The sequence below is a fragment of the Mesorhizobium sp. Root552 genome, from assembly GCF_001427285.1.
Taxonomy (GTDB): Bacteria; Pseudomonadota; Alphaproteobacteria; order Rhizobiales; family Rhizobiaceae; genus Mesorhizobium.
Map to the genome: position 1 here is coordinate 294,741 of NZ_LMFV01000023.1, position 22,919 is coordinate 317,659.

21 protein-coding genes are annotated in these 22,919 nt (G+C 62.6%); 12 read left to right on the forward strand and 9 right to left on the reverse strand.

Annotation, left to right across the window (positions count from 1 at the left end; all coding sequences use genetic code 11):
- Positions 1–23 precede the first annotated feature (23 nt).
- Both ASD50_RS12170 and ASD50_RS12175 read right to left on the reverse strand, forming a co-directional pair.
- A complete protein-coding gene (locus tag ASD50_RS12170; RefSeq protein WP_056241198.1) occupies positions 24–1,172 on the reverse strand; it encodes an amidohydrolase in 1,149 nt (382 codons plus the stop codon).
- 109 nt (positions 1,173–1,281) lie between these two features.
- A complete protein-coding gene (locus ASD50_RS12175; RefSeq protein ID WP_156465054.1) occupies positions 1,282–2,034 on the reverse strand; it encodes a 2'-5' RNA ligase family protein in 753 nt (250 codons plus the stop codon).
- Positions 2,035–2,108: 74 nt separating this feature from the next.
- Here ASD50_RS12175 and ASD50_RS12180 point away from each other — a divergent pair, with 74 nt between their 5' ends.
- Genes ASD50_RS12180 through ASD50_RS12190 form a run of 3 tightly spaced genes read left to right on the forward strand, consistent with a single transcriptional unit; the run spans position 2,109 to position 6,961 of the window.
- A complete protein-coding gene (locus ASD50_RS12180) occupies positions 2,109–3,536 on the forward strand; it encodes an aldehyde dehydrogenase family protein (RefSeq protein ID WP_056241204.1) in 1,428 nt (475 codons plus the stop codon).
- A gap of 28 nt (positions 3,537–3,564) precedes the next feature.
- Positions 3,565–4,572: a deoxyribose-phosphate aldolase gene (deoC, locus tag ASD50_RS12185; protein ID WP_056241207.1), complete on the forward strand. Its 1,008-nt coding sequence runs from the start codon at positions 3,565–3,567 to the stop codon at positions 4,570–4,572.
- 13 nt (positions 4,573–4,585) lie between these two features.
- The gene (locus ASD50_RS12190) at positions 4,586–6,961 is read left to right on the forward strand and encodes an aldehyde dehydrogenase family protein (protein WP_056241565.1); all 2,376 of its coding nucleotides are present in this window, start codon (positions 4,586–4,588) and stop codon (positions 6,959–6,961) included.
- Between the two features lie 92 nt (positions 6,962–7,053).
- Here the strand turns inward: ASD50_RS12190 and der are convergent, their stop codons facing one another.
- From der to ASD50_RS12210, 4 genes are all read right to left on the reverse strand, one after another.
- A complete protein-coding gene (gene der, locus ASD50_RS12195; protein WP_056241213.1) occupies positions 7,054–8,487 on the reverse strand; it encodes a ribosome biogenesis GTPase Der in 1,434 nt (477 codons plus the stop codon).
- Between the two features lie 3 nt (positions 8,488–8,490).
- A complete protein-coding gene (locus ASD50_RS12200; protein ID WP_056241215.1) occupies positions 8,491–9,159 on the reverse strand; it encodes a tetratricopeptide repeat protein in 669 nt (222 codons plus the stop codon).
- Positions 9,160–10,198: 1,039 nt separating this feature from the next.
- Positions 10,199–11,458 carry a peptide antibiotic transporter SbmA gene (sbmA, locus tag ASD50_RS12205; RefSeq protein ID WP_056241219.1) on the reverse strand — a complete coding sequence of 420 codons (1,260 nt, stop codon included), beginning with the start codon at positions 11,456–11,458 and terminating at the stop codon, positions 10,199–10,201.
- 112 nt (positions 11,459–11,570) lie between these two features.
- Entirely contained in the window at positions 11,571–12,731 is a 1,161-nt protein-coding gene (locus ASD50_RS12210) for a YbfB/YjiJ family MFS transporter (protein WP_056241224.1), read from the reverse strand.
- A 196-nt stretch (positions 12,732–12,927) separates the two neighbouring features.
- On the opposite strand from ASD50_RS12210, the gene ASD50_RS12215 reads away from it, so the two are divergent.
- Together ASD50_RS12215 and ASD50_RS12220 are read left to right on the forward strand one after the other, a co-directional pair.
- The gene (locus ASD50_RS12215; RefSeq protein WP_056241227.1) at positions 12,928–14,202 is read left to right on the forward strand and encodes an aminopeptidase; all 1,275 of its coding nucleotides are present in this window, start codon (positions 12,928–12,930) and stop codon (positions 14,200–14,202) included.
- 12 nt (positions 14,203–14,214) lie between these two features.
- The gene (locus ASD50_RS12220; RefSeq protein WP_056241230.1) at positions 14,215–14,565 is read left to right on the forward strand and encodes a DUF488 domain-containing protein; all 351 of its coding nucleotides are present in this window, start codon (positions 14,215–14,217) and stop codon (positions 14,563–14,565) included.
- 10 nt (positions 14,566–14,575) lie between these two features.
- On the opposite strand, the gene ASD50_RS12225 is transcribed toward ASD50_RS12220, so the two are convergent.
- Complete coding sequence (locus tag ASD50_RS12225; RefSeq protein WP_056241233.1) at positions 14,576–14,929, reverse strand: ArsC family reductase; 354 nt, start codon at positions 14,927–14,929, stop codon at positions 14,576–14,578.
- A 172-nt stretch (positions 14,930–15,101) separates the two neighbouring features.
- Here ASD50_RS12225 and ASD50_RS12230 point away from each other — a divergent pair, with 172 nt between their 5' ends.
- The 6 genes from ASD50_RS12230 (at position 15,102) to ASD50_RS12255 (ending at position 19,212) form a co-directional block, all read left to right on the forward strand.
- Positions 15,102–16,286 (forward strand): cell wall hydrolase, encoded by a 1,185-nt coding sequence (locus ASD50_RS12230; protein ID WP_056241237.1) that lies wholly within the window; start codon positions 15,102–15,104, stop codon positions 16,284–16,286.
- 244 nt (positions 16,287–16,530) lie between these two features.
- Entirely contained in the window at positions 16,531–16,932 is a 402-nt protein-coding gene (locus ASD50_RS12235) for an AtpZ/AtpI family protein (protein WP_056241240.1), read from the forward strand.
- Positions 16,933–16,992: 60 nt separating this feature from the next.
- Positions 16,993–17,754 (forward strand): F0F1 ATP synthase subunit A, encoded by a 762-nt coding sequence (locus tag ASD50_RS12240; RefSeq protein ID WP_056241243.1) that lies wholly within the window; start codon positions 16,993–16,995, stop codon positions 17,752–17,754.
- A 66-nt stretch (positions 17,755–17,820) separates the two neighbouring features.
- A complete protein-coding gene (locus tag ASD50_RS12245) occupies positions 17,821–18,045 on the forward strand; it encodes a F0F1 ATP synthase subunit C (protein WP_056103679.1) in 225 nt (74 codons plus the stop codon).
- A 62-nt stretch (positions 18,046–18,107) separates the two neighbouring features.
- Entirely contained in the window at positions 18,108–18,710 is a 603-nt protein-coding gene (locus tag ASD50_RS12250) for a F0F1 ATP synthase subunit B (protein ID WP_056241246.1), read from the forward strand.
- 10 nt (positions 18,711–18,720) lie between these two features.
- Positions 18,721–19,212 carry a F0F1 ATP synthase subunit B gene (locus ASD50_RS12255; protein WP_056241248.1) on the forward strand — a complete coding sequence of 164 codons (492 nt, stop codon included), beginning with the start codon at positions 18,721–18,723 and terminating at the stop codon, positions 19,210–19,212.
- 132 nt (positions 19,213–19,344) lie between these two features.
- On the opposite strand, the gene ASD50_RS12260 is transcribed toward ASD50_RS12255, so the two are convergent.
- Both ASD50_RS12260 and ASD50_RS12265 read right to left on the reverse strand, forming a co-directional pair.
- Positions 19,345–20,040 (reverse strand): ribonuclease HII, encoded by a 696-nt coding sequence (locus ASD50_RS12260; RefSeq protein WP_056241250.1) that lies wholly within the window; start codon positions 20,038–20,040, stop codon positions 19,345–19,347.
- A 138-nt stretch (positions 20,041–20,178) separates the two neighbouring features.
- Positions 20,179–21,333, reverse strand: coding sequence for a PA0069 family radical SAM protein (locus ASD50_RS12265; protein ID WP_056241259.1), 1,155 nt, complete (start codon positions 21,331–21,333; stop codon positions 20,179–20,181).
- 100 nt (positions 21,334–21,433) lie between these two features.
- Here ASD50_RS12265 and ASD50_RS12270 point away from each other — a divergent pair, with 100 nt between their 5' ends.
- Positions 21,434–21,997 (forward strand): glycosyl transferase family 2, encoded by a 564-nt coding sequence (locus ASD50_RS12270; protein ID WP_320410612.1) that lies wholly within the window; start codon positions 21,434–21,436, stop codon positions 21,995–21,997.
- Positions 21,998–22,919: the final 922 nt, after the last annotated feature.

A 22,919-nucleotide genomic window follows, 5' to 3' on the forward strand; every position in this document is an offset into this window, starting at 1 on the left:
ACCCATCACGTCATTTGGTGAAATTATCCCAGGATGTTTCGCGCCGTGCGCATGAATACCTTTGATCCGATCGGAATAAGATCGTCCGGAAAGTCATAATCCGGATTGTGCAGGGCGGGGTGCTGTTCGCCGGCCCCCAGGAAAAACATCGCCGACGAGGCATTGTGGCCGAACACGCCGAAGTCCTCCGAAGCGCGCATCGGCAGGCCATCTTCCGCGTGCAAGATGCCTTCTTCATCGAGCGCGCGCTGCAAATGTTCTACGGCGTCCGAAGCGTTGACGCTGGCGACAAAAATCTCATGATAATCAAAGCGGGCGGACAGCCGGTTGCGGCTCGCGATCTTCATGACCAGCGATTCGGCAGCAGCACACAGATTTGCCATGCGCTCGTCGCGCCGGGTCCTAAGCGTTGCCCAGACCTCACCGTACCCGGGGGCAATGCCGAATACGGCCTCCCCCATCGCAGCATGGGTTATCGTTACCATGCCGAATTCATCGTCCGCGAAAGTTCCACTGCCAAGCTTCGGAAGTGAAGGCATCAGTTCGCTGATTGCCAGCATGGGCGACACGCCGGTTTCCGGCATCGACGAATGAGCGGTCTTGCCCTCCAACACGATCCGCATGCCGCGGGAAGCACAATTGACCACGCCGGTTCTGATCCGCACTTCGCCGAACGGCACGCCGGGCAGATTGTGCAATGAGAAAGCGAAGTCCGGCGCAATCTCGCCAAAGCGTGGGTCCGCGACGACGTCGGCCGCACCGTTGCCGGTTTCTTCCGCCGGCTGGAACATCAGGACGACGCGACCCCGGGCTGGCCTCTGGCGTCCAAACTGACGCCCAAGCGCGCCCAGCATTGCCGTATGTCCGTCATGTCCGCACATATGCGATTTGCCTGGCGCCAACGAGGCATGCAGCACCCCTGAAATTTCATGGATTGGCAGGGCATCCAGTTCCGAACGGAACATCACTGTCGGTCCGGGCCTGCCGCTTTCATAGACGGCCGCCACGCCGTACCCGCCCAGTTTCGTCAGGATTCTGTCCGGCTTCGTCTCGCCTATGAATTCGACCACCTCGCTTGCGGTCTTTTGTTCTTCATTCGAGATTTCCGGATGCTGATGCAGCTTCCGTCGCCACGCCGTGAGTTCGACGATATCTCGATTGGTAAGTGTCACGTTTCAAACTCCGCCCGTAGCGACGTCCTTGGTAACATGCGCAGTGTTGGCGCGTAAGAACCCGGTGGAACTGCAACGGCGACCTGTAGCCCGGCTTCAAACCTGCATTCTACTTTCTTGAACGCGTTGGCCAGCTCCGCAATTCTGCATGCCGCGAGAAGCCTTGCTCGCTGTGGATCAGGCAGAATGCCTGCACTCTCCATTCCAGCAGTTCGATTTCCTGTTCGGGCACCATGCGGGAATCGTAGAGCAGCGTCATGTGCGGCGTAAACGCCTTTCGAACCTTCCGGGCAAGTCCGCTCCACCGCATGGCGTCGCCCAGACGGCGATGGAAGTCGAACAATTCTTCATTGCCGCCTTTCGAGATCAGCACCACTGGCAGGTGGTTGCTGTTGCCGGCGAAGCTCACGACCCGGTCGAAGCAGACGGAAAATTCAACAAACTCGATCCGGCTGGCTGCATCTTCGGCCTTCAGTTCGATGCCGGGGTTGCGTCCGTCGAAAGTGCCCAACCCGTGCACGCTGACGTGGTAGCGGCGGGGGCCAAGTGGCTTGCCCCGCAGGCCATGTCTTTCGATGACGCTGTCCGCGATCCGATCGGCCAGTAGAGCCGTGGCTTCTGTAGGGCGAAGTGCGAAAAAGAGATTGTCTGCACGCTTTGCGCCAAGACCGGGCAGGATCAGTTGCCCATCTGCTTGGCCCAGTTTACCGGCCGGCAAGGCGACTTTGCGCAGAGGCGCATCGCTCCTCTGCGACAGAGTGAAACCAAGATCGTATTGCATGCAGCAATTTAGAACAAATAGAGAACATTGTAAATGTGGGAAGCAGTCCCGGTCGCGTGATCGTGTTCCGGTGGGGCGCAAGTTCGCGGTGGCATATCGCTGGTTCTGCCGATATCGTGCGCCGGACGGTTTCCGAACTAGGGCAAGGCGGTCAGATGAACAACCACTTGAATTTCTTCATCGATGGCAAATGGGTCGCGCCGGTTGTTTCGGCAACGCTGGACGTAATCGACCCTTCCACCGAGGAAGCCTATACGAAGATTTCAGTTGGCTCGAAGGCTGATGTGGACAAGGCCGTTGCGGCGGCGAAGGCGGCGTTCCCGGCTTTTTCGCAGACCAGCAAGGCTGATCGCCTGAAGCTCCTGAACCGCATCCTCGAAATCTACAACGAACGCTACGAGGACATCGCCCAGGCCGTCAGCTACGAAATGGGTGCGCCCATAACCTGGGCACGCGAGGCGCAGGCATGGGCCGGCCGCGCCCATATGGAAGCGACCATCAAGGCGCTGGAAGGCTACGAGTTTTCCGAAAAGCGCGGTGCCACGATGGTGGTCAAGGAGCCGATCGGCGTCTGCGCGCTGATTACGCCGTGGAACTGGCCGCTGAACCAGATCGTCTGCAAGGTTGCGCCCGCCATCGCCGCAGGCTGCACGGTGGTGTTGAAGCCTTCCGAGATCGCGCCGATCAGCGGCATTGTCTTTTCCGAAATCATGGAGGCCGCCGGAACCCCGAAGGGCGTCTACAATATGGTCAATGGCACCGGTCCCGACGTCGGCCAGGTCATGGCCGGCCATCCCGATGTCGACATGGTTTCTTTCACCGGCTCCACCCGCGCCGGCATCATCGTAGCCAAGACCGCCGCCGATACTGTCAAGCGTGTGGCCCAGGAGCTGGGTGGCAAGTCGGCCAACATTATCTTGCCCGACGCCGATTTCGCGCTTGCTGTGAAGAAGGGCGTTGAGGGCTGCTTCGGCAACAGCGGCCAGTCCTGCGATGCACCGACCCGCATGCTGGTTCCGGCTGCCCGTCACGACGAGGCGCTTGCGATTGCAAAGGATGCGGCGGAAGCTCACAAGGTTGGCGATCCGCGCGCCGAGGACAGCCAGCTTGGTCCCGTCGTCAGCCAGTTGCAGTACGACAAAATCCAGAGGCTGATCGAAGCCGGCATCAAGGACGGCGCGACGCTGGTGACGGGTGGTCCAGGTCGGCCCGAACATTTGAACCGCGGCTACTATGTCCGCCCGACCGTCTTTGGTCATGTGAAGCCTGGCATGACCATCGAGAAGGAGGAAATCTTCGGCCCGGTGCTGTCGGTCATTTCCTATGACGACGACGACGACGCAGTGAAAATCGCCAACGATACCGTCTATGGCCTTGCCGCCTATGTCCAGTCGAAGGACATCAAGCATGCCCGCGCCGTGGCCTCGCGCCTTCGTGCTGGTCAGGTCAACCTGAACTACCCCGACTGGGACACCTTCGCGCCGTTCGGCGGCTACAAGCAGTCGGGCAACGGGCGCGAATATGCCGACTGGGCGATCCATGACTTCCTGGAGGTCAAGGGCATCATCGGTTACGGCGAATAATCTCGCCGGACATGCAGTGGAGTTGAAAATGAATATCGAAAAGCGGGGGGATGCGGGCGTGGTGCCGTCGGCCTTCGCCAACCAGCCGCATCCGTACAATCCGGCGGTGCCGCTTTCGCTTGACCCGGTTGACAGCGTGCGCGTCAATCTGTCCGCTGCCGAACGCCGCACCGCGTCTTTGGCCGGCCGCCGCACGGTCAAGAAGGAGTGGCAGGCGGCGTGGCTGGTGCGCGCGCTGCAATGCATCGACCTCACCACGCTGAATGGGGATGACACCGCTGGCCGTGTCCAGCGGCTGTGCGCCAAGGCGCGCCAGCCGTTGCGCGAAGACCTCAAGCAGGCGCTGGGCCTTGGTGAGCGCAACATCACCACCGGTGCAGTGTGCGTCTACCATCGTTTCGTTGCCACCGCAGTGGAGGCGCTGGAAGGTTCGGGTATTCCGGTTGCTGCCGTTTCCACCGGCTTTCCCGCCGGCCTGTCGCCGCTGCCCACGCGGCTGAAGGAGATCGAGGCTTCGGTTGCCGACGGCGCTTCGGAAATCGATATCGTCATCACCCGCGAGCATGTGCTGACTGCCAATTGGCAGGCGCTGTACGATGAGGTGAAGGCTTGCAAGGAAGCTTGCGGCAAAGCTCATATGAAGACCATCCTCGCCACCGGTGATTTGCAGACGCTGCGCAACGTCGCCCGCGCCTCGTGGGTGGCGATGATGGCCGGCTCCGACTTCATCAAGACTTCGACCGGCAAGGAGGCAACCAACGCCACGCTGCCGGTGACACTCACCATGCTGCGCGCCATCCGCGAGTATCGCGAGATAACCGGCCACGTCGTCGGCTACAAGCCCGCCGGTGGTATCTCCACCGCCAAGGATGCGCTGGCCTATCTGGCGCTGGTCAAGGAAGAACTCGGCAACGACTGGCTGCAACCGAACCTGTTCCGCTTCGGCGCCTCCTCGCTGCTGGCCGACATCGAGCGCCAGCTCGAACATCATGTGACCGGCCGCTATGCGGCCTTCAGCCATCATGCCATGGCTTGAGATGGAAGAAAAAATGTCGATTGCAGAAATTCTCGACACCATGGAATACGGCCCGGCGCCAGAGAGCGACAAGGAAGCACGCGCCTGGATCAAGAGACTGGGCGGTGAAACGAAGATGTTCATCGGCGGCCAGTGGAAGAAGGCGAAGTCCGGCCAAAGCTTCGAGACTTCCGCGCCTGCCAGTGGCGAGGTGCTGACCCGCATTGCCGATGCCAACGCCGCCGACGTGGATGCCGCGGTCAAGGCAGCCGCCAAGGCGCAACCGGCGTGGGCGGCCCTGTCCGGCCACCAGCGCGCCCGCTACCTCTATGCGCTCGCCCGCCTGATCCAGCGCCACAGCCGCCTTTTTGCCGTGGTCGAATCGCTCGACAACGGCAAGCCGATCCGCGAAACGCGCGACATCGATATCCCGCTCGTTGCCCGCCATTTCTACCATCACGCCGGCTGGGCGCAGTTGATGGACAGCGAGCTTGCCGACAAGGAGCCGCTCGGCGTCTGCGGCCAGATCATTCCGTGGAACTTCCCGCTTTTGATGCTGGCCTGGAAGATTGCGCCCGCCATCGCGCTTGGAAACACGGTGGTGCTGAAGCCGGCCGAGTACACATCGCTGACAGCGCTCCTGTTTGCCGAGATGTGCCAGAAGGCCGGTCTGCCGGATGGCGTCGTCAACATTGTCACCGGCGCGGGCGACACTGGCGCGGCCATCGTCAATCATCCCGGCATTTCCAAGATCGCTTTCACCGGCTCGACTGAGGTCGGCCGCATTATCCGCGAGGCGACGGCCGGTTCGGGCAAAGGCCTGACGCTGGAGCTTGGCGGGAAGTCGCCCTTCGTCGTCTTCGACGACGCCGATCTCGACGCGGCGGTCGAGGGAGTCGTTGACGCCATCTGGTTCAACCAGGGCCAGGTCTGCTGTGCCGGTTCGCGGTTGCTGCTGCAGGAAAGCATCCACAACCGCTTCGTTTCGAAACTCACCGCCCGCATGGAAAGCTTGCGCGTCGGCGATCCGCTGGACAAGGCGATCGACATCGGCGCGATCGTCCATCCGGTGCAGTTGCAGCGCATCAAGGCGTTGGTCGAAACGGGTGTGAAGGAAGGCGCTGAATTGCACCAACCCAAGGCCGCGGTTCCTGTCGCCGGCTGTTTCTATCCGCCAACGCTGCTCACTGGTGTCCATCCCGCATCGACCGTTTCGCGCGTCGAGATTTTCGGCCCCGTCATGGTCGCCAGCACGTTCCGCACACCGGCCGAAGCGGTGGAACTTGCCAACAATACCGAATATGGCCTTGCCGCCACCATCTGGAGCGAGACGTTGTCGCTGGCGCTGGACATCGCGCCAAAGCTGAAATGCGGCGTTGTCTGGGTCAACGGCACCAACATGTTCGATGCCGGGGTCGGCTTTGGCGGCTACAAGGAATCCGGCTTCGGCCGTGAAGGTGGCCGCGAGGGACTTGCCGCCTACTGCAAGCCGAAATGGCTCGCCAAGGCCAAGGTAATCGTTGCGCAACCGGCACCTCAGTTGGCCGACGAGGCGATCTCCACCTCCTTCATCGACCGCACGGCAAAACTTTATGTCGGCGGCAAGCAGGCTCGCCCGGATGGAGGCTATTCGCGGCCCATCCTGTCGCCTTCCGGTGCGCTGGTCGGTGAGGTCGGCGAAGGCAACCGCAAGGACATCCGCAACGCTGTCGAGGCGGCCCGCAAGGCGACCGGATGGGGCACTGCCAGCGAGCACAACCGCGCGCAGATTTTGTATTACATCGCCGAGAACCTTGAAGCCCGCGCTAGCGAGTTCACCGACCGCCTCGCAGCCATGACCGGCAAGCGCAAACCGGAGGCGGCGAAGGAAGTCGCGGCTTCCGTCTCGCGGCTGTTTTCCTATGGCGCCTGGGCCGACAAGTTCGAAGGCACGGTGCACAAGCCGCCGCTGCGTGGCGTGGCGCTGGCCATGAACGAGCCGCTTGGCATTGTCGGCATCGCTTGTCCGGAGGAGTTTGGCCTGCTGGGCTTCGTCTCCACCTTCGCGCCGGCGATTGCCACAGGCAACCGCGCAGTGGTGGTGCCATCGTCGCGGCTGGCGCTGGCGGCGACCGATTTCTATCAGGTGCTGGAAACCTCCGACGTGCCGGACGGCGTCGTCAACATCGTCACCGGCGACCGGGATGCACTCGCGCTTGAGTTGGCCAAGCACGAGGAGGTTGACGGCGTCTGGTACTTCGGCCCCAAAGAAGCCGCCGCGCGCATTGAAAAAGCCTCCGCCGGCAATCTGAAGCAAGTGTGGGCCGAAACCGTCCAGCGCGACTGGCTCGACCCGCGCTTGGGCGAGGGCAGGGAGTTCCTGTCGCGCGCCGTCCAGGTCAAGAACATCTGGGTTCCTTACGGCGAGTAAAGCAATTCCAGGAAAAGTGGGAACCGGTTTTCCGTCCGGAATTGCGCGAAAAAATGCTTGAGCGGATCGCGCGCCATGATCCGTTCAACCGCTCAGCGCTTCTTCGCGCGACCTGCGAACGGATTGTCGGAGGTGCGCAGCGCCATGCGGATCGGCACGCCCGGAATGTCGAAGGCTTCGCGCAGATTGTTGACCAGATAGCGCACATAAGATTGCGGCATCGCGTCCGGTCGTGAGCACGACACCACGAAGCCCGGCGGACGGGTCTTGGCCTGCGTCACGTACTTGACCTTGAGGCGGCGTCCGGCGACGGCGGGCGGTGGATGGTGGGCGAGGATGCCTTCCAGCCAGCGGTTGAGCTTGCCGGTGGAGATGCGGCTGTTCCACACCTTGTGCGTCTTGATGACCGCGTCCATCAGCTTGTCGAGCCCGCGCCCGGTCTCGGCCGAAACCGTCACCGCCTGGATGCCGCGCGCCTGCGGCAACAGCCGTTCGGTCTTCTCGCGCAGTTCGGCCAGCACCTGCTGTGGTTGGTCGATCAGGTCCCATTTGTTGAAGGCGATAACCGGCGCGCGGCCCTCGCGGATGATGAGATCGGCGATCTGCAAGTCCTGCTTCTCGAACGGGATCGTCGCGTCAAAGACGATGACGACGACTTCCGCGAAGCGGATGGCGCGCAGCCCGTCGGCGACGGAAAGCTTTTCCAGCTTTTCCTGCACCTTGGCCTTGCGCCGCATGCCGGCGGTGTCGAACAGTTTCATCCGGCGTCCGCGCCAGTCCCAGTCTACCGAGATTGAGTCGCGGGTGATGCCGGCTTCCGGCCCGGTCAAAAGCCGCTCTTCGCCGATCAGCGCGTTGATGAGCGTCGACTTGCCGGCGTTGGGGCGTCCCACCACGGCGATGCGCAGCGGCTTGGTCTCGTCATAGGCCGGCACGTCTTCGGCGTCCGGGTCGGCGATGTCCTCGCCGATCAGCACTTCGCTGGCGGCGATCTCGTCGTCTTCTTCCTCGTCTTCGCCGAATGCGCGTTCCTCGCCGAGCGCCTCGATGACGGCGTCGCGCAGGTCGGGCAGGCCCTGGCCGTGCTCGGCCGAGACGGGAATAGGCTCGCCGAGCCCCAGTTCCCAGCCTTCCAGCATGCCGCCCTGCGCGCCGCGTGCCTCGGCCTTGTTGGCGACCAGCACCACCGGCTTGCCGGATTTGCGTACCACTTCGGCAAAGGTGCGGTCGTCCGGCATCAGGCCGGCCTTGGCGTCGATCAGGAAGAAGATCAGATCGGCCTCGGTGATGGCGATCTCGGTCTGGGCGCGCATGCGCCCGGGCAAGGTGCTTGCCGGCGCGTCCTCGAAACCGGCGGTGTCGATCACGTCGAAGGTGAGATCGTAAAGCTTGGCGGGGTGAACGCGGCGGTCGCGGGTTACGCCCGGCGTGTCGTCCACAAGCGCCAGCTTGCGGCCGGCAAGACGGTTGAAAAGCGTCGACTTGCCGACGTTAGGCCGACCGATTATGGCGACTTTGAACGTCATGCGTCACGACGCGCCGCCCGAACCGCGGATCAGTTCGGACATCAAGGTGGCGCGCTGGCGCACGTTTTGCGGTGCGGCCTGGTCCGCTACGATCTGTTCGAACAGCTTGAGCGCATCGGCAGCCTTGCCTTCCTTCCACGCGGAAAGGCCGAGCGCCTCGCGCGCCGAATGGCGCAGCGCATTGCCGTCAACGGCCAGCGCCTCGACGCGGCTCGATACATCGGCATAGGAGCCGGTATCGACCAGCAGAAGTGCCGCCCGCAACCGCGCCATGTCGCGCAGGCTTTGCGGGATCGAGCCGTCGGCTGCAACCGCATCGAGTTCGGAAACCGCAGTGGCGACGTCGCCCTTGTCGGCCTTGACGGTGGCGGAGCGCATGCGCGCCAGCACGGGATAAGCGCCGTAGCCACTCTTTTCGATCTCGGCGAGCGCCGCCAGCGCATCGTCCTCCTTGCCTTCATTGGCAAGGCGCAGCGCTTGCGAATAGGCATCGCCCGAGGTGTTGGCGCGGCTTTCGTCCCAATAGCGGTAGCCGACATAGGCTGAGGTCGCGAGCACCACAAACAGCGCCAGGCCGATCAGGATGGGGCCGTAGCGGTCCCAAATGGCCTTGGCCTGTTCCTTGCGGATCTCTTCGTTGACTTCGCGGATAAAGGTATCGTCGTCGGCCATCACTTAAACCGTTTCTGTGCCGCTGGGCGGCTTGTGAGCCCGCGTTTTAGCGGAAATTCGCCAGCATGGAAGGGGCGATCCCCTAAATTCGCCCCGCCGAAGGGCCGGAATAGGGCGGAGCCTCGGCATTCGGGGATATTTTATTGATCGCAATGCGTTTCTTTCGCGTTCGAGATTTTCTGTCGCACCAGCGTATGCCTGACCGTCATGGAATGGATCCCGGACAGTATCGCCTTCGCTTCGCTCGTCGCTGGCGAGGACGCTTCCTTGCCCCACCCTTAAGCTCCTTGCTTCGCTCGTCGCTGGCGGGGACCCCGAGGAATGGCCGGACGGCTACCGGAGTTCGTGCTTTATGGTTGCCACGCCCGGCTAAAGCCGTCTGGCCATTGTCAAAGAACTGACCTCATCTGAGAGGTCGGGAGGACGGGCGGCCGTTCACCGGCCATGCCGCAGCTCCAGCCTCAATGGCCGACAACTGCGGGCAACACTGCGCCCGGTTCGAGGGCCGAACTTAGGGGTTCATCACCCAGCCGCACACCGTTATGCGACCAGCCCGGCACCGACGCCCTTCCCTGATACCCGGTGCGCACCAGGTCTCCCGCAAAGGCGATGGGAGGATTATGCGGGAAAGGTGAGAGGGCGTGGATAAGGGAGGGGTGAAGTTTCTACGGGAAGTGAATGGGGTCAAGGGGTTAGACGGAGGCCAGCTTGTATCTGATCCACGCTTGGCCAACTCGGCGCTGCCCCTCACCCTTACCCTCTCCCCCTGAGGAAGGGGAGAGGGAGGTGTTGACGTTGGCGTCAGACACCCCTCATCCGACCTCGCTTCGCTCGGCCACCTTCTCCCACAAGGGGCGAAGGTAAGCCGACATGGCCCGCTCGGCCAATCTCCAATGTTTGCGATTGGCGCAGACGGTTACGCAAGCGTCCCCTTCGCCCCTTGTGGGAGAAGGTGTCGAGGAGCAGCCGAGACGGATGAGGGGTAAGCGCAGCCGGTTCTGCAATGTTGGCGCAATGCTTCGGCGTCACATCATCCCGTCTATGCGTGGTCTTCCACCCCTCCGGTCTCCATGTAGTGGCGGTCGATTTCGGGCAATTTCTCACCCGACAACGTCGCCTCGAAGGCGCGTAGGCGCTTGTGCACCGATTGCAGCTCGACGATCGTCGACCATGAATTAAGCAGGAACTGGAGCGATCCGGTGACCCGGCCAAATGCGTTCGAAATCTGGTTCAGTGCGCCGAAGGTGATCTTGTGCGCCACCAGCGAGGGACCAAGGATGATGAAGGAGAAGATGTTGTCGGCCTGCAAGTAGGTGTAGCGGACGACGTTGAAGTAGATGTAGTGGAAATAGAGGCGGAAATAGTTCCGCCGCACATTCTCGAAAAGCTCCGCCGTCGTTGCCGGGTCGGCACGGTCTGCATGGTCCTCGCCATAGACGAGTTCCTTGCGGTAGGCGGCTTCGACGCGCTGGTTGCGGAATTGCAGGCCCGGCAGCTTGATACCGGCCAGCATGACGGCAAGCGTGCCGAACAGGCACCAGCCGATGGCCGCAACGACGAGCGGCTGCGGCACCGCGCCGATGATCGGCAGTTCGGTGATGTGCTGCTGCAAGGTAATCATGACCGGCAGGAAGGCGATCAGGGTCATGATCGACTGGACGAAGCTTGAGCCCAGATCCTCCATGATCTGCGAAAAGCGCATCGTGTCTTCCTGGATACGCTGGGACGCGCCTTCGATGTGGCGCAACTGGCCCCAATGGGAGACGAAGTAATTGTTCATCGCCGTGCGCCAGCGGAAAATCCAGTGGGAGACGATGAAGGCGTTCACCACCGAAACGTTCATGCCGATCAGCGCCAGCCAGGCGAAGCTTGCCGCGCCTTGGTAGAACTCGGCATTGGTCGATTTGCCGGTGCCGGACATCAGGCCCTGCACATAGTCGAAAAACGGCCCATACCAGTTGTTGACGGCGACCGAGACCTGCACGTTGAAATAGATCATGAACAGGACGACCGAGGTGACGAGGATCGACCAGTTCTGCCAGGGGTGCGGCGAATACCAGCGCCAGAAGGCATAGAAGATGGCAACGCCGAGCGCGAAGTAGATGTAGAACCACAAAAATGGCGTCGACCAGAACACGCTGATGCCGATGATGGGCGGTGCGCCGGGGGCGGCGGCAGGCAGGCCGATCCACGAGCCAAGCTGCGAACCGCCGAACAGCCAGAACAGAACGAGGAACAGGCTCCAGCCCGCTGCGCTAAGAAAGAACAGTTTGGGCTTTGGAAAGAAGGATACGAACACGGAGGCGGGTTCCTTATTGCACGCGCAAATCAGCCAGGTGGCGTTAGCCGGGCATAAGGTCACACTTCGTTTGCAAAGAAAATGCCCGCGCCGCGCGTGAGCAAAACCAAAATCATGGCGATTTTGGCGCTGCCGACCAAGCCGCGACGGCTGACAGGACAAGGACGCCGGCGGCAAGCATGGACGGGACGAAGAAACTGCCCGACCATTCGGCAAGGATGCCGGCGACGATTGGGCCGATGATCTGGCCGAGGCCGAAGGCCGCCGTCATGATGGCGAACACCCGACGCGTGGAGAGCGGTGCCAACTGGCGCGCCGCCTGTATGCCGAGCGCCGTTGGCGCCATGAAGGTTGCGCCGAGCAGGATGCCGCCGGCAAGCGGGCCGATCCGCCCCGTTACCGCGACGCTAGCCGCGACGCCGACCGCTTCGACAAGGCAGGCAATCGCATAGGCCGCATAGACATTGCTGCGGCGCGCGACCCGCTGCCAGACGAACAGCGATGGCGCCGCCGTCAGACCGGTGGCCAGCCACACCATCGCCTCGAACACGCGGCTTTCGCCGCTCTGGCGCACGATGGCCACGATGAATGTCGCGGTGATCACGTAGCCGAAGCCGAACAGGCCATAGGACAGGATGATCTTGGCGAGAGAGGCGTTGCGCGGCAGCGCCGGCTCCCGCCTTGAATTGGCCCCGCCGACCGGGCCTTCGTTTGCAAGAAAAGCGACGAGCACGAAACCGGCGAGCGACAGCGCGCCCGACCAGAACCAGGCGGCGGTCCAGCCGGCATGGATGGTGACGATCGCCGCCATCAGGATCGACGATCCGGCGATGCCAAGGCCGACGCCGCCGAAATGCACGGCCTCGAAACCGCCGCGACCGCTTCTGGCCAGATGGCTGAAGACGATGCTGGTCATGAACACCATGACGAAGGCGCTGGCGACGCCGGCAAGAAAGCGGATGACAAGGAAGGGCGTCATGGTCTCGACGGCCCCCATCAGCGCCACCAGCAAGGTGCTGGCTGCGAGCGAGCCGAACACCACCATGCGCTCGCGGCCATGCGCCCAGCCGCCGGCCGCAACGAGCGCGCCGACGAGGTAGCCGAGATAGTTGGCCGAGGCGATGAGGCCGGCATTCGAGGCCGAAAGCCCGAGTTCCTCCATCATGCCGGGAAGGATCGGCGTGTAGACGAAGCGGCCGATGCCCATGGCCACGGCAAGGGAGATCATGCCTGCGACGGCAAAGCGAAGCGGTGACGAGGTCGGCTGTTCCATGGCCGCGCACAATATTGGCGTGCGCGGCTGAGACAATCCGACTTCAGTTGGTCCAGGTCCGATTTGTCCGCGGTTTTCCGGTCTTCATCCAGACGTGACCGGGAGAGCCGTTGAACCAACTCATAAAGGTGGAAAGGGGGACGGCGCAGGTCTATGTAGAAGACTTGGCACCCACAATCAGCAGGCGTTTCCCAAAATGACGGCACATGTCCCCCTGACCACCTCGGCGCGCGACGTTTCGGCATCCATCGATCCGGTGAAGCTCGACAGGCTGGCGGAAGTGGCGATCAAGGTCGGGCTGCAACTGCAACCGGGGCAGGATCTGGTTCTGACCTCGTCGATCGCGGCGCTGCCGCTGACGCGCCGGATCGTCGAACATGCCTACAAGGCAGGCGCCGGGCTGGTGACGCCGATCTTCAACGACGACGAAATCACCCTGGCGCGCTTCCGCCACGGCGCCGACGCCGGTTTCGATCACGCCGCCGGCTGGCTCTATGAGGGCATGGCCAAGGCGTTTTCCAACAATGCGGCACGGCTTGCCGTGCGCGGCGACGACCCGTCGCTTCTGTCGGGGCAGGACGCATCCAAGGTGGCGCGCGCCAACAAGGCGAATTCGATGGCCTACCAGCCGGCGCTGGAGAAGATCACCGGTTTCGACATCAACTGGAACATCGTCGCCTATCCGGAAACGGCCTGGGCGCGGCAGGTGTTTCCGGGCGACAGCGACGAGGTGGCGGTCGGCAAGCTTGCCGATGCGATCTTTGCCGCAAGCCGCGTCGATGGCGACGACCCGATCGGCGCGTGGAAACTGCACAATGCCGTGCTCAAGGCGCGCACGGAATGGCTGAACGGCCACCGCTTCCATGCGCTGCATTTTACCGGACCCGGCACCGACCTTACCGTTGGGCTGGCCGACGGGCACGAATGGATGGGCGGCGCCTCGACCGCCAAGAACGGCATCACCTGCAACCCCAATATTCCGACCGAGGAGGTGTTCACGACGCCGCATGCGCTGCGGGTGTCGGGCCACGTTTCCTCGACCAAGCCGCTCTCCTACCAGGGCACGCTGATCGACGATATTTCGGTGCGCTTCGAGGAAGGCCGCATCGTCGAGGCCAAGGCGTCGAGGGGCGAGGACGTGCTGAAGAAGGTGCTCGACACCGACGAAGGATCGCGACGGTTGGGCGAGGTGGCGCTGGTGCCGCATTCGTCGCCGATTTCGAAGAGCGGCCTGTTGTTCTTCAACACGCTGTTCGACGAAAACGCCGCCTGCCATATCGCGCTCGGCCAGTGCTATTCGAAGTGCTTCGTCAACGGCGCCAGGCTGACGCCGGAAGAGATCGCCTCGCGCGGCGGCAACAAGAGCCTGATCCATATCGACTGGATGATCGGCTCGGGCCGGATCGACATTGACGGCGTGCATGCGGATGGCCGCACCGTTCCGGTGATGCGCCAGGGCGAATGGGCCTGAGCGGGTGCCGGCATGTCAGGAAGTTCGATAGCGATCAAACGTGTCTACGAGCCCGCCGCCGACGGCGACGGGCAGCGCGTGCTGGTCGACCGGCTGTGGCCGCGCGGGGTCAGGAAGGAAGATGCCAGGCTTGACGAGTGGCTGAAGGAGATCGCGCCGAGCGACGAGTTGCGCAAGTGGTTCGGCCACGACCCGCAGCGATGGACGGAATTCCAGAAACGCTATCGCGAGGAATTGAAGGGCAAGGGCGATGCGGTCGAGCAACTGCGCGGCCTCGTTGCCAAGGGCAAGGTGACCCTGCTTTTCGGCGCGCATGACGAAAAGCACAACAATGCGGTGGTGCTGGCCGACTATCTCAAGTGAGATATCGGGATCACCGGCCGGTCAGTTCCTGTGCATAGATATCCGGCTTGAAGCCGACCAGCAGCCGCTCGCCGAGGTCGAGCACGGGGCGCTTGATCATGGTCGGGTGCTGCAACATCAGGGCCTTTGCCTTTTTCGGCGTCAGGTCCTTTTTCTCATCGTCAGCCAGCGCGCGAAACGTCGTGCTCGCCTTGTTGAGCAGGATTTCCCAGCCGACCTTTTCGACCCATCCGTCGAGCCGTTTGGCGTCCAGTCCCTGCGCGCGATAGTCATGGAAGGCGTAGCCGACCTTATGGCCTTCCAGCCAGACGCGGGCCTTCTTGATCGTGTCGCAGTTGGGAATGCCGTACATGGTTATGGTCAACTAGCTGTCCTCATTGAGTAGGTTTCCGGTACTCAAAGCCGATTCGCACCGGCTTGTCAGTTCGCACTGCAACCTTGCATTTACCAAACATTGTCGCCGTTAACCCGGCATCAAGGTTAATGCACCATTTTCGATGGCAATGGGTTTCAAGTAGCGTCCTGGAGAGTTCCCCGTGCATCGACGTGGTTGGAAGCGGCTGTCTGCCGCCGCCGGTGGCAAGCATCGTTCGTTTTTCTCTCCGCTCGTCGTGGGCCTTGGCATATGGATAGGGTTTCCTACCGTCACGGCCTTCCAGGACATGACCAGCCTCGTCTCGGGTCTTGAGGCCAATACCCGCTGGAATTCCTACATCGAGAAGTCGGTGGCCGGTTCGACCCAGGCAGCCGAAATGCCCTTTGCGGCGTCTTCTGCGGTGACGGGCTCGATCTCCGGCGGCGGCGTCGACCTGCCCGGCGTCGGTACAGTTTCCTTCCGCAGCAAGAGCGGCGTGGTAGGCGAGACGCCGGACGAAGACCGTATCGTGCGCACCGGCAAGGGCAGCCGGCTTGTCCAGATCGCACCGGTCGCGCCGCCAAAGAATTTCAACGCCGGTTCGATATTCGAGCGCACCAGTTCGCTTTTGCGCCCCAGCATGGACAGTGGCCTGAAGCTTGCCTTCGCCAAGCCGAAGATCAAGGGCAAGGAAGTCGAGATCGCCGCAGCCTTCCATGCCAGGGAAGAGAAGAAGGCGCAGCCCGGCATTTCGCCGATGCTGGCCAAGCTGATCAACAACGACACGCCCGACATTCTGGCTACCGCTTACGCTCCTGCGGAGCCGGACTATGCCAAGGCGTCGCCGTTCGAGGCCTTGTTGCAGGATGAACAGGCCGACGGTGGTCGCTTTATCCCACCGATGGGAAAAGGCGACCATTCGTGGCTGCGGAACCCGCTGCCCGCCGCCGTCTTTTCCAAGCCGGAACAAACCTGCCTTGCCAACGCCATCTACTTTGAGGCGCGCAGCGAATCCTTGCGTGGCCAGGCGGCGGTCGCGCAAGTCGTGCTCAATCGCGTGCGCAACCCGACCTATCCGAGTTCGATTTGCGGGGTCGTCTACCAGAACGACAACTGGTTCAATCGCTGCCAGTTCTCGTTCGCTTGCGATGGCCGCAAGGATCGCGTGACCGAACCATCCCGCTACAAGATCGCCAAGGATATTGCGATGGCGGTGACCGCCGGCAAGATATTCTTGCCCGAGGTCGGCTCATCGACCCATTACTACGCCAGCTACGTCAATCCGGGCTGGGCGCGGGCCATGCACAAGATGACCAAGATCGGCCTGCACATCTTCTATCGCACCTATGGCGGCGGGTGGAGTTGATGGTGTCCCAACCCGTTCTTTGCTGGATCGCCCTTTTGCCGCCTTCGCGGCCGGATTCTGCCTATTGATGCTCCGACCTGTGCCGGGCACGATGTCGCACTTGTCTAAGATATTGATTTTACAATACGAAATACTTGGTTTTGAAAGTCTTGCCGTGGCTTGACGGCGGCTAGCCCTCTAACTATGTTGCGCCGCAATTGGATGCGGACCGACGGTGACGTTATGGCCGGGCAAGGAGGTTGCGATGGCCGAAATGAAAAGGCCAGCCGGAACCGGAGAGACCGGCCCTGGTGACGATCGCAAAGGCGACATCCGCGACGACGAACTTGAGCGGCGTCGGCGTGAGCTTGAAGCATCTCTTGCAGCAAGGCAGCCGGAAGCGCTTGAGGGGGAAGACAACGCGAAAGCGGGCGGTGCGATCGGTTACGGTCAGGCCTTCAAGCTGTCCAGCGAGTTCATCGCAGGGATAGCGGTAGGGGTTGGCATTGGCTGGACGATCGATCGGCTTGCCGGCACCTCGCCGTGGGGGCTGATCGTGTTTCTACTCCTGGGTTTCGCCGCCGGCGTGCTCAATGTCCTGCGTTCGGCTGGTCTGATTGCAGGCTTCGGAGAGGGCAAGTACGGCGTCGGTCCGAAGCGTGATTGAGGCGCGTCCTTGACGCGATGATAGTTAAGAGAGCCGTGCGCGGCGTTGTGAGGACTGAAAGTGGCAGCTGCTGACAAGGTCGATCCGATCCACCAGTTCCATATCAACAAGATCATCCCGATCGAGTTCGGCGGTTATGATCTGTCCTTCACCAATTCGTCGCTTTTCATGGTCGCAACCGTCGTGGTCGCTTCACTGTTCCTGTATCTTGCCACGTCCGGGCGCCACCTCATTCCGTCGCGCTGGCAGTCTTCCGCCGAGATGACTTATGAGTTTGTCGGCTCCATGCTGAAGGACTCGGCCGGATCGCAAGGCATGCGGTTCTTCCCGTTGGTCTTCTCGCTTTTCATGTTCATCCTGACGGCCAACCTGCTTGGCCTGTTCCCCTATTTCTTCACCATCACCAGCCATATCATCGTCACCTTCGCGCTCGCGATCATGGTGATCGGCATCGTGGTTTTCTACGGCCTGGCCAAGCATGGCCTCGGCTTCTTCAAGCTGTTCGTGCCGAGCGGCGTGCCCATGGTGCTGTTGCCGTTGGTCGTGGCCATCGAAGCGGTTTCCTTCCTTTCCCGGCCGGTCAGCCTCTCCGTCCGTCTTTTCGCCAACATGCTGGCAGGCCACATCACGCTCAAGGTTTTCGCCGGTTTCGTCGTTTCGCTTAGCGCGCTTGGCGCGGTCGGCGTCGCCGGCGCCATCCTGCCGCTGATCATGGCTGTGGCATTGACCGCGCTCGAACTGCTCGTTGCGGCCCTTCAAGCCTACGTTTTCGCCATCCTCACCTGCATGTACCTGAACGACGCCCTGCACCCGGGGCACTAACAGAATCGCTCGCAGACGGTCTGCGTCGACGAACCCCAAACTGAGATCCTACAAGGAGTTGAACAAATGGAAGCTGAAGCAGCAAAGTACATCGGCGCTGGTATCGCGTGCCTGGGCATGGGCGGCGCAGGCATTGGCCTGGGCAACATCTTCGGCAGCTATCTCGCTGGTGCGCTGCGCAACCCGTCCGCAGCTGATGGCCAGTTCGGCCGCCTGATTTTCGGCTTCGCCGTGACGGAAGCTCTTGGCATTTTCTCGCTGCTCATCGCCCTCCTGGCGTTGTTCGGCTGATCTGTCGTTGAATGTGGGGCCGTCCGCATCGACGCGGCCGGCCCGAATGACGGGGACGAGAAATGTTCGTGACACCAGCCTATGGGCAAGAAACCGCGCCTGCTGCCGAAGGCAGTGATGCGCATGCCGTAAGCGGCGCACAGGCCGGAACGCAAGTTCCGCACGAGGCGGCGCATGAGGGCACGTTTCCGCCTTTCGATCCGGCAACGTTCGCGTCGCAGATCTTCTGGCTGGCCATCACGTTCGGTCTCTTTTACCTGTTCCTGAAGCGGGTTGTGATGCCGCGCCTTGCCGGCATCCTCGACACGCGTTCCAGCCGGATTGAACAGGATCTGGATCAGGCCGCCAGGCTCAAGGGCGAGGCGGACGCCGCAGTCGCTGCCTACGAGCAGGAACTGGCCGAAGCAAAGGCCGGCGCCAATACCATTGGCCAGCAGGCGCGCGATGCGGCGAAGGCCGAAGCCGAGACCGCCCGCAAGAAGGTCGAGGCAAATCTGGAAAAGAAGCTGGCCGAGGCCGAGGCGCGCATCGCCTCGATCAAGTCCAGCGCGATGAAGGATGTCGGCAGCATTGCCGAATCCACCGCGACCGCAATCGTCGAGCAACTGGTCGGCAAGGCCGACAAGGCCGGCGTGGCAGCTGCGGTAAAATCGGTCGCCGGTTGAGGGCAGGGCAATGGACGCAACATCTCTCGCAACCGTATGGGCAACCGTCGCCCTCCTGATCTTCATCGGTATCTGCATCTACGTGAAGGTGCCGGCGGTAATTTCCAAGTCGCTTGACCAGCGGGCCGACAAGATCCGCAGCGAGCTGGACGAGGCCCGCAAGCTGCGCGAGGAGGCACAGTCGCTTCTGGCCGAGTACCAGAAGAAGCGCAAGGCCGCCGAGCAGGAGGCTGCCGACATTGTCGAGGCCGCCAAGCGTGAAGCCGCGGTGCTTGCCGAGGAAGCCCACAAGAAGACCGAGGAGTACGTTACCCGCCGCACCGCGCTTGCCGAGCAGAAGATCGGCCAGGCCGAGCGCGAGGCGATCAACGAGGTGCGCGCCAGCGCCGTCGATCTTGCTGTCGAGGCCGCTCGCAAGGTTCTGGCAGGCCGCGTCGATGCCAAGGCGGATGGAGACCTGTTCAAGGCTTCGCTGGCCGAGGTCAAAGCCAAGCTCAACTAAGTTCGAGCCAACGTATCACCGAGACATCGAGCCGCTGGGGAAACCCGGCGGCTTTTTGCCGGGCGGCCTTGAGTTCATGCGCGTCCTGGCCCTGAACCGTTTCCCGCTTTCGGTGAGGAGATGCGTTGGCGCTCAGTAGCCGAGAGACGCGGTTTCCGCCTCCGCGGTTTCTTCTGAATCCAGCCTGAACGGGGCGAAGGAAACACGGTGCAGGCGCTTCAAGGGACCATGCGCCTTGATGGCGACGCGGTGGCGCTGGGTGGCGTAACCCATATGCACCTCGAAGCCGTAATGAACGTGAAGCTTGCCGCAGTCGGCCATCATGCGGTCGCGCATGACCTTGGCGACGATCGAGGCAGCGGCGATCGACTGCGAGCGCTGGTCGCCCTTGACGAGCGCCCGCCCGATGCAGGGGAGGCCGGGCGGAACGTCGCGGCCATCGGCCAATGCAAGCTTTGGCCGGACCGGCAGGCCGCACAGCGCCCGCCGCATGGCCTCCAGACTGGCCTTGCGGATGTCGCTGGCATCAATGCCTTCGGCGCAGACCGAGGCCATGGCGACGCCGAGCGCCGAGCCGAGGATCGTCTCGAAGACGGCTTCGCGCTGCGCATGGCTGAGCCGTTTGGAATCGTCGAGGCCGTCCGGAATGTTGGCCGGGTCGAGCACGACGGCAGCCGCCACGACCGGTCCTGCGAGCGGGCCGCGGCCTGCCTCGTCCATTCCGGCGACAGGCCACAGGCCTTCGGCTTTCGCCGCCGTTTCGAAGGAGAAGTCTGGACGTTCGACGATGTCGAAGAGAAGCGGAGAATCGGGGCGCGCGCGAACCATGGTGCGGCGAGGTTCGCATTGGCCCCGATTCTCCGCAAGACCCTTCCGGCCTGAGGGGGAACGGGCGGGAAGGGCACCGTCGGCGGGGACGGGCCGGACGGGAGGGCAGGACGGAACGGATGCCGTTCCGGCAAAAAGTCACAAAAGCATCAACTGCTCGTTCTCCTTGGCGGCGGCGACGAACTGGTCCGTGCGCAGCGTGCGCCGCTCGATGTTGAGACCGAGCCGCTTGGCGGCGATCTCGAAGCGCCGCCCGATCTGCCAGGCATAGGGACCGGCGCCCTTCATGCGCTTGCCCCATTCCGAATCGTAGTCCTTGCCGTCGCGCATGGAGCGCACCAGCGACATGACGTGGCGATAACGGTCAGGGTAATGGCGCAGCAGCCAGTCCTTGAAGATCGGGCTGACCTCGAGCGGCAGGCGCAGCACCACGTAACCCGCTTCGCGTGCGCCTGCTGCACGCGCCGAATCGAGGATGCGCTCCATTTCCTGGTCGGTGAGGCCGGGGATGATCGGCGCCACCATCACCGAAGCGGGGATGCCTGCGTCGGACAGTTGCCGGATCGCTTCCAGGCGCTTGGTCGGCGTCGAGGCGCGCGGTTCCATCGTCCGCGCCAGCATACGGTCCATCGTGGTGACCGACAGCGCCACCTTGGCGAGGCCGCGCTCGGCCATTCGCGCCAGGATGTCGATGTCGCGCGTTACCAAAGCCGATTTAGTGACGATGCCGACCGGATGGCCGCGCGCCTCCAGCACTTCGAGGATTTCGCGCATGATGCGGTACTGTTTCTCGATCGGCTGGTAGGGATCGGTGTTGGTGCCGATGGCGATGGTGCGCGGGGTGTAGCCATCCTTCGACAATTCCCTGTCGAGCAGGCGGGCGGCGTCCGGCTTGGCGAACAGCTTCGATTCGAAGTCGAGCCCCGGCGAAAGGCCCATAAAGGCGTGGGTCGGGCGGGCGAAACAGTAGACGCAGCCGTGTTCGCAGCCGCGATAGGGATTGATCGACCGGTCGAAGGAAATATCCGGCGAATCGTTGCGGGTGATGATGGTGCGCGGCCGTTCGACCTGCACTTCGGTCTTGAACGGCGGCAGATCCTCCAGCGAATCCCAGCCATCGTCGAAAACATGGCGGCTGACCGGCTCGAACCGGCCCGAAGGGTTGATGCCGGCGGAGCGCCCGCGATTGCGGTCCGGCCGCACGCGCATTCCACTTTGTTCAATCATCGCATTGGCCATCTCTGCTCGTCCGGCCCCGAAAGCTGCAATGTCCGCGCGCACGATCTGTTCCATCTTGGCCTTCTCCCAAGGCGTCCTGTCAGGCTGTCGAATCGCTGTTCTCATGAAATTATTCCTATCGTCCAAATGAGAACAAATCAAGAACTTTGTTCTCATGCCGCTGAACCGGGAACTGGTGGAAAGCAGAGCTTTCGGCTATTGCATCCGGATGCTGAGCGCCGTGATCGAAACCGAGAATGACGAGGAGGGGCTGGCGCGCACGCTGGCTTCGCTGATCGGCGGCGCGGTCGAAGGCGTGCTGCGCGATGTCCTCGTGCGCGACCGGGGCTCGACCGATCAGACCCGCAAGGTAGCCGAACATGCCGGCTGCGTGTGGCTGGAAGGAGCCGATCTCGCGACGGCGATCCAGCGGGCCAAGGGCGAATGGCTGCTGTTCGTTCAACCCGGCGCGCGGCTGCTCGAAGGCTGGGTGGACGATGCCGCCGCCCATATGGGAAGGGCGGCAATGCCGGCGCGCTTCAGCCGTTCCCGTGCCGATCGCGCGCCTTTCCTGTCGCGCGTTTTTGTTCGCCCCGATGCACTGGCGCAAGGCTTGCTGGTTCCCAAGGCAAGGGCGCTTGCGCTGGCGAAGAACACCACCGATGCCGAGGCTCTCGCGCGGGGGCTGGCGGTCAAGAGGCTACGGGCGGAGATCGTGCCGGCTTCGCGGAAGCGGTAGGTTTTTGTATTGAGTTGACTCCCCCCTCACCGCCTCGCTTTGCTCGGCACCTCTCCCCACTTCGTAGGGGCGAGGAAACGCGGCGGCACGCCCGGTGCTCGCTTTCCTCTCCCCTCGGAACGGGGGAGAGGTGGTTCGCGCAGCGAACCGGTTAGGGGAGTATGATTTGTGGTTGCGACGCCCGCTTCTTTCGTCATCCTCGGGCAAGCTAGAGCGTAGCGAAAGGCGCGACCCGAGGATCCATGCCGTGAGGGTCACGTTGTAAGGGGTGGCTCGGGATGAGGAGCTTTCTTTTGCGCCTTTTGCGCGCCCGAGGATCCATGCCGTGAGGGTCACGTTGTAAGGGGTGGCTCGGGATGAGGAGCTTTCTTTTGCGCCTTTTGCGCGCTGCGTCTTGATCACGGCATGGATCCTAGGGTCTGCGCAACGGCCTTCGGCCTGCTCCGCCCTAGGATGACGAAGAGATGGTTGTGCTTGTTCATCGCCACGCTGCCTTTCGCGTCTGGGACTCTTTGCCCCGNCGCAACGGCCTTCGGCCTGCTCCGCCCTAGGATGACGAAGAGATGGTTGTGCTTGTTCATCGCCACGCTGCCTTTCGCGTCTGGGACTCTTTGCCCCGCCCTTAAGCTCCTCGCTACGCTCGTCGCTGGCGGGGACCCCGAGGAATGGCCAGACGGCTGGCCAAGGTTCGTGCTTTATGGTTGCCACGCCCGGCTAAAGCCGTCTGGCCATTGTCAAAGAACTGACCTTTGCCTTTGAAGCGCAGGTCGGGAGGACGGGCGGCCGTTCGGTCGCTCGTTTAGATAGATAGTGCGGCCTCGCGACCGCCCGTCCGGTGTCTGTCATCCAGTCGACCGGTCCCAAGATCGTCCGATGGGCTCACCCTGTCGCGACGATCAGACGAAATGCGTCTCCTGCCGCC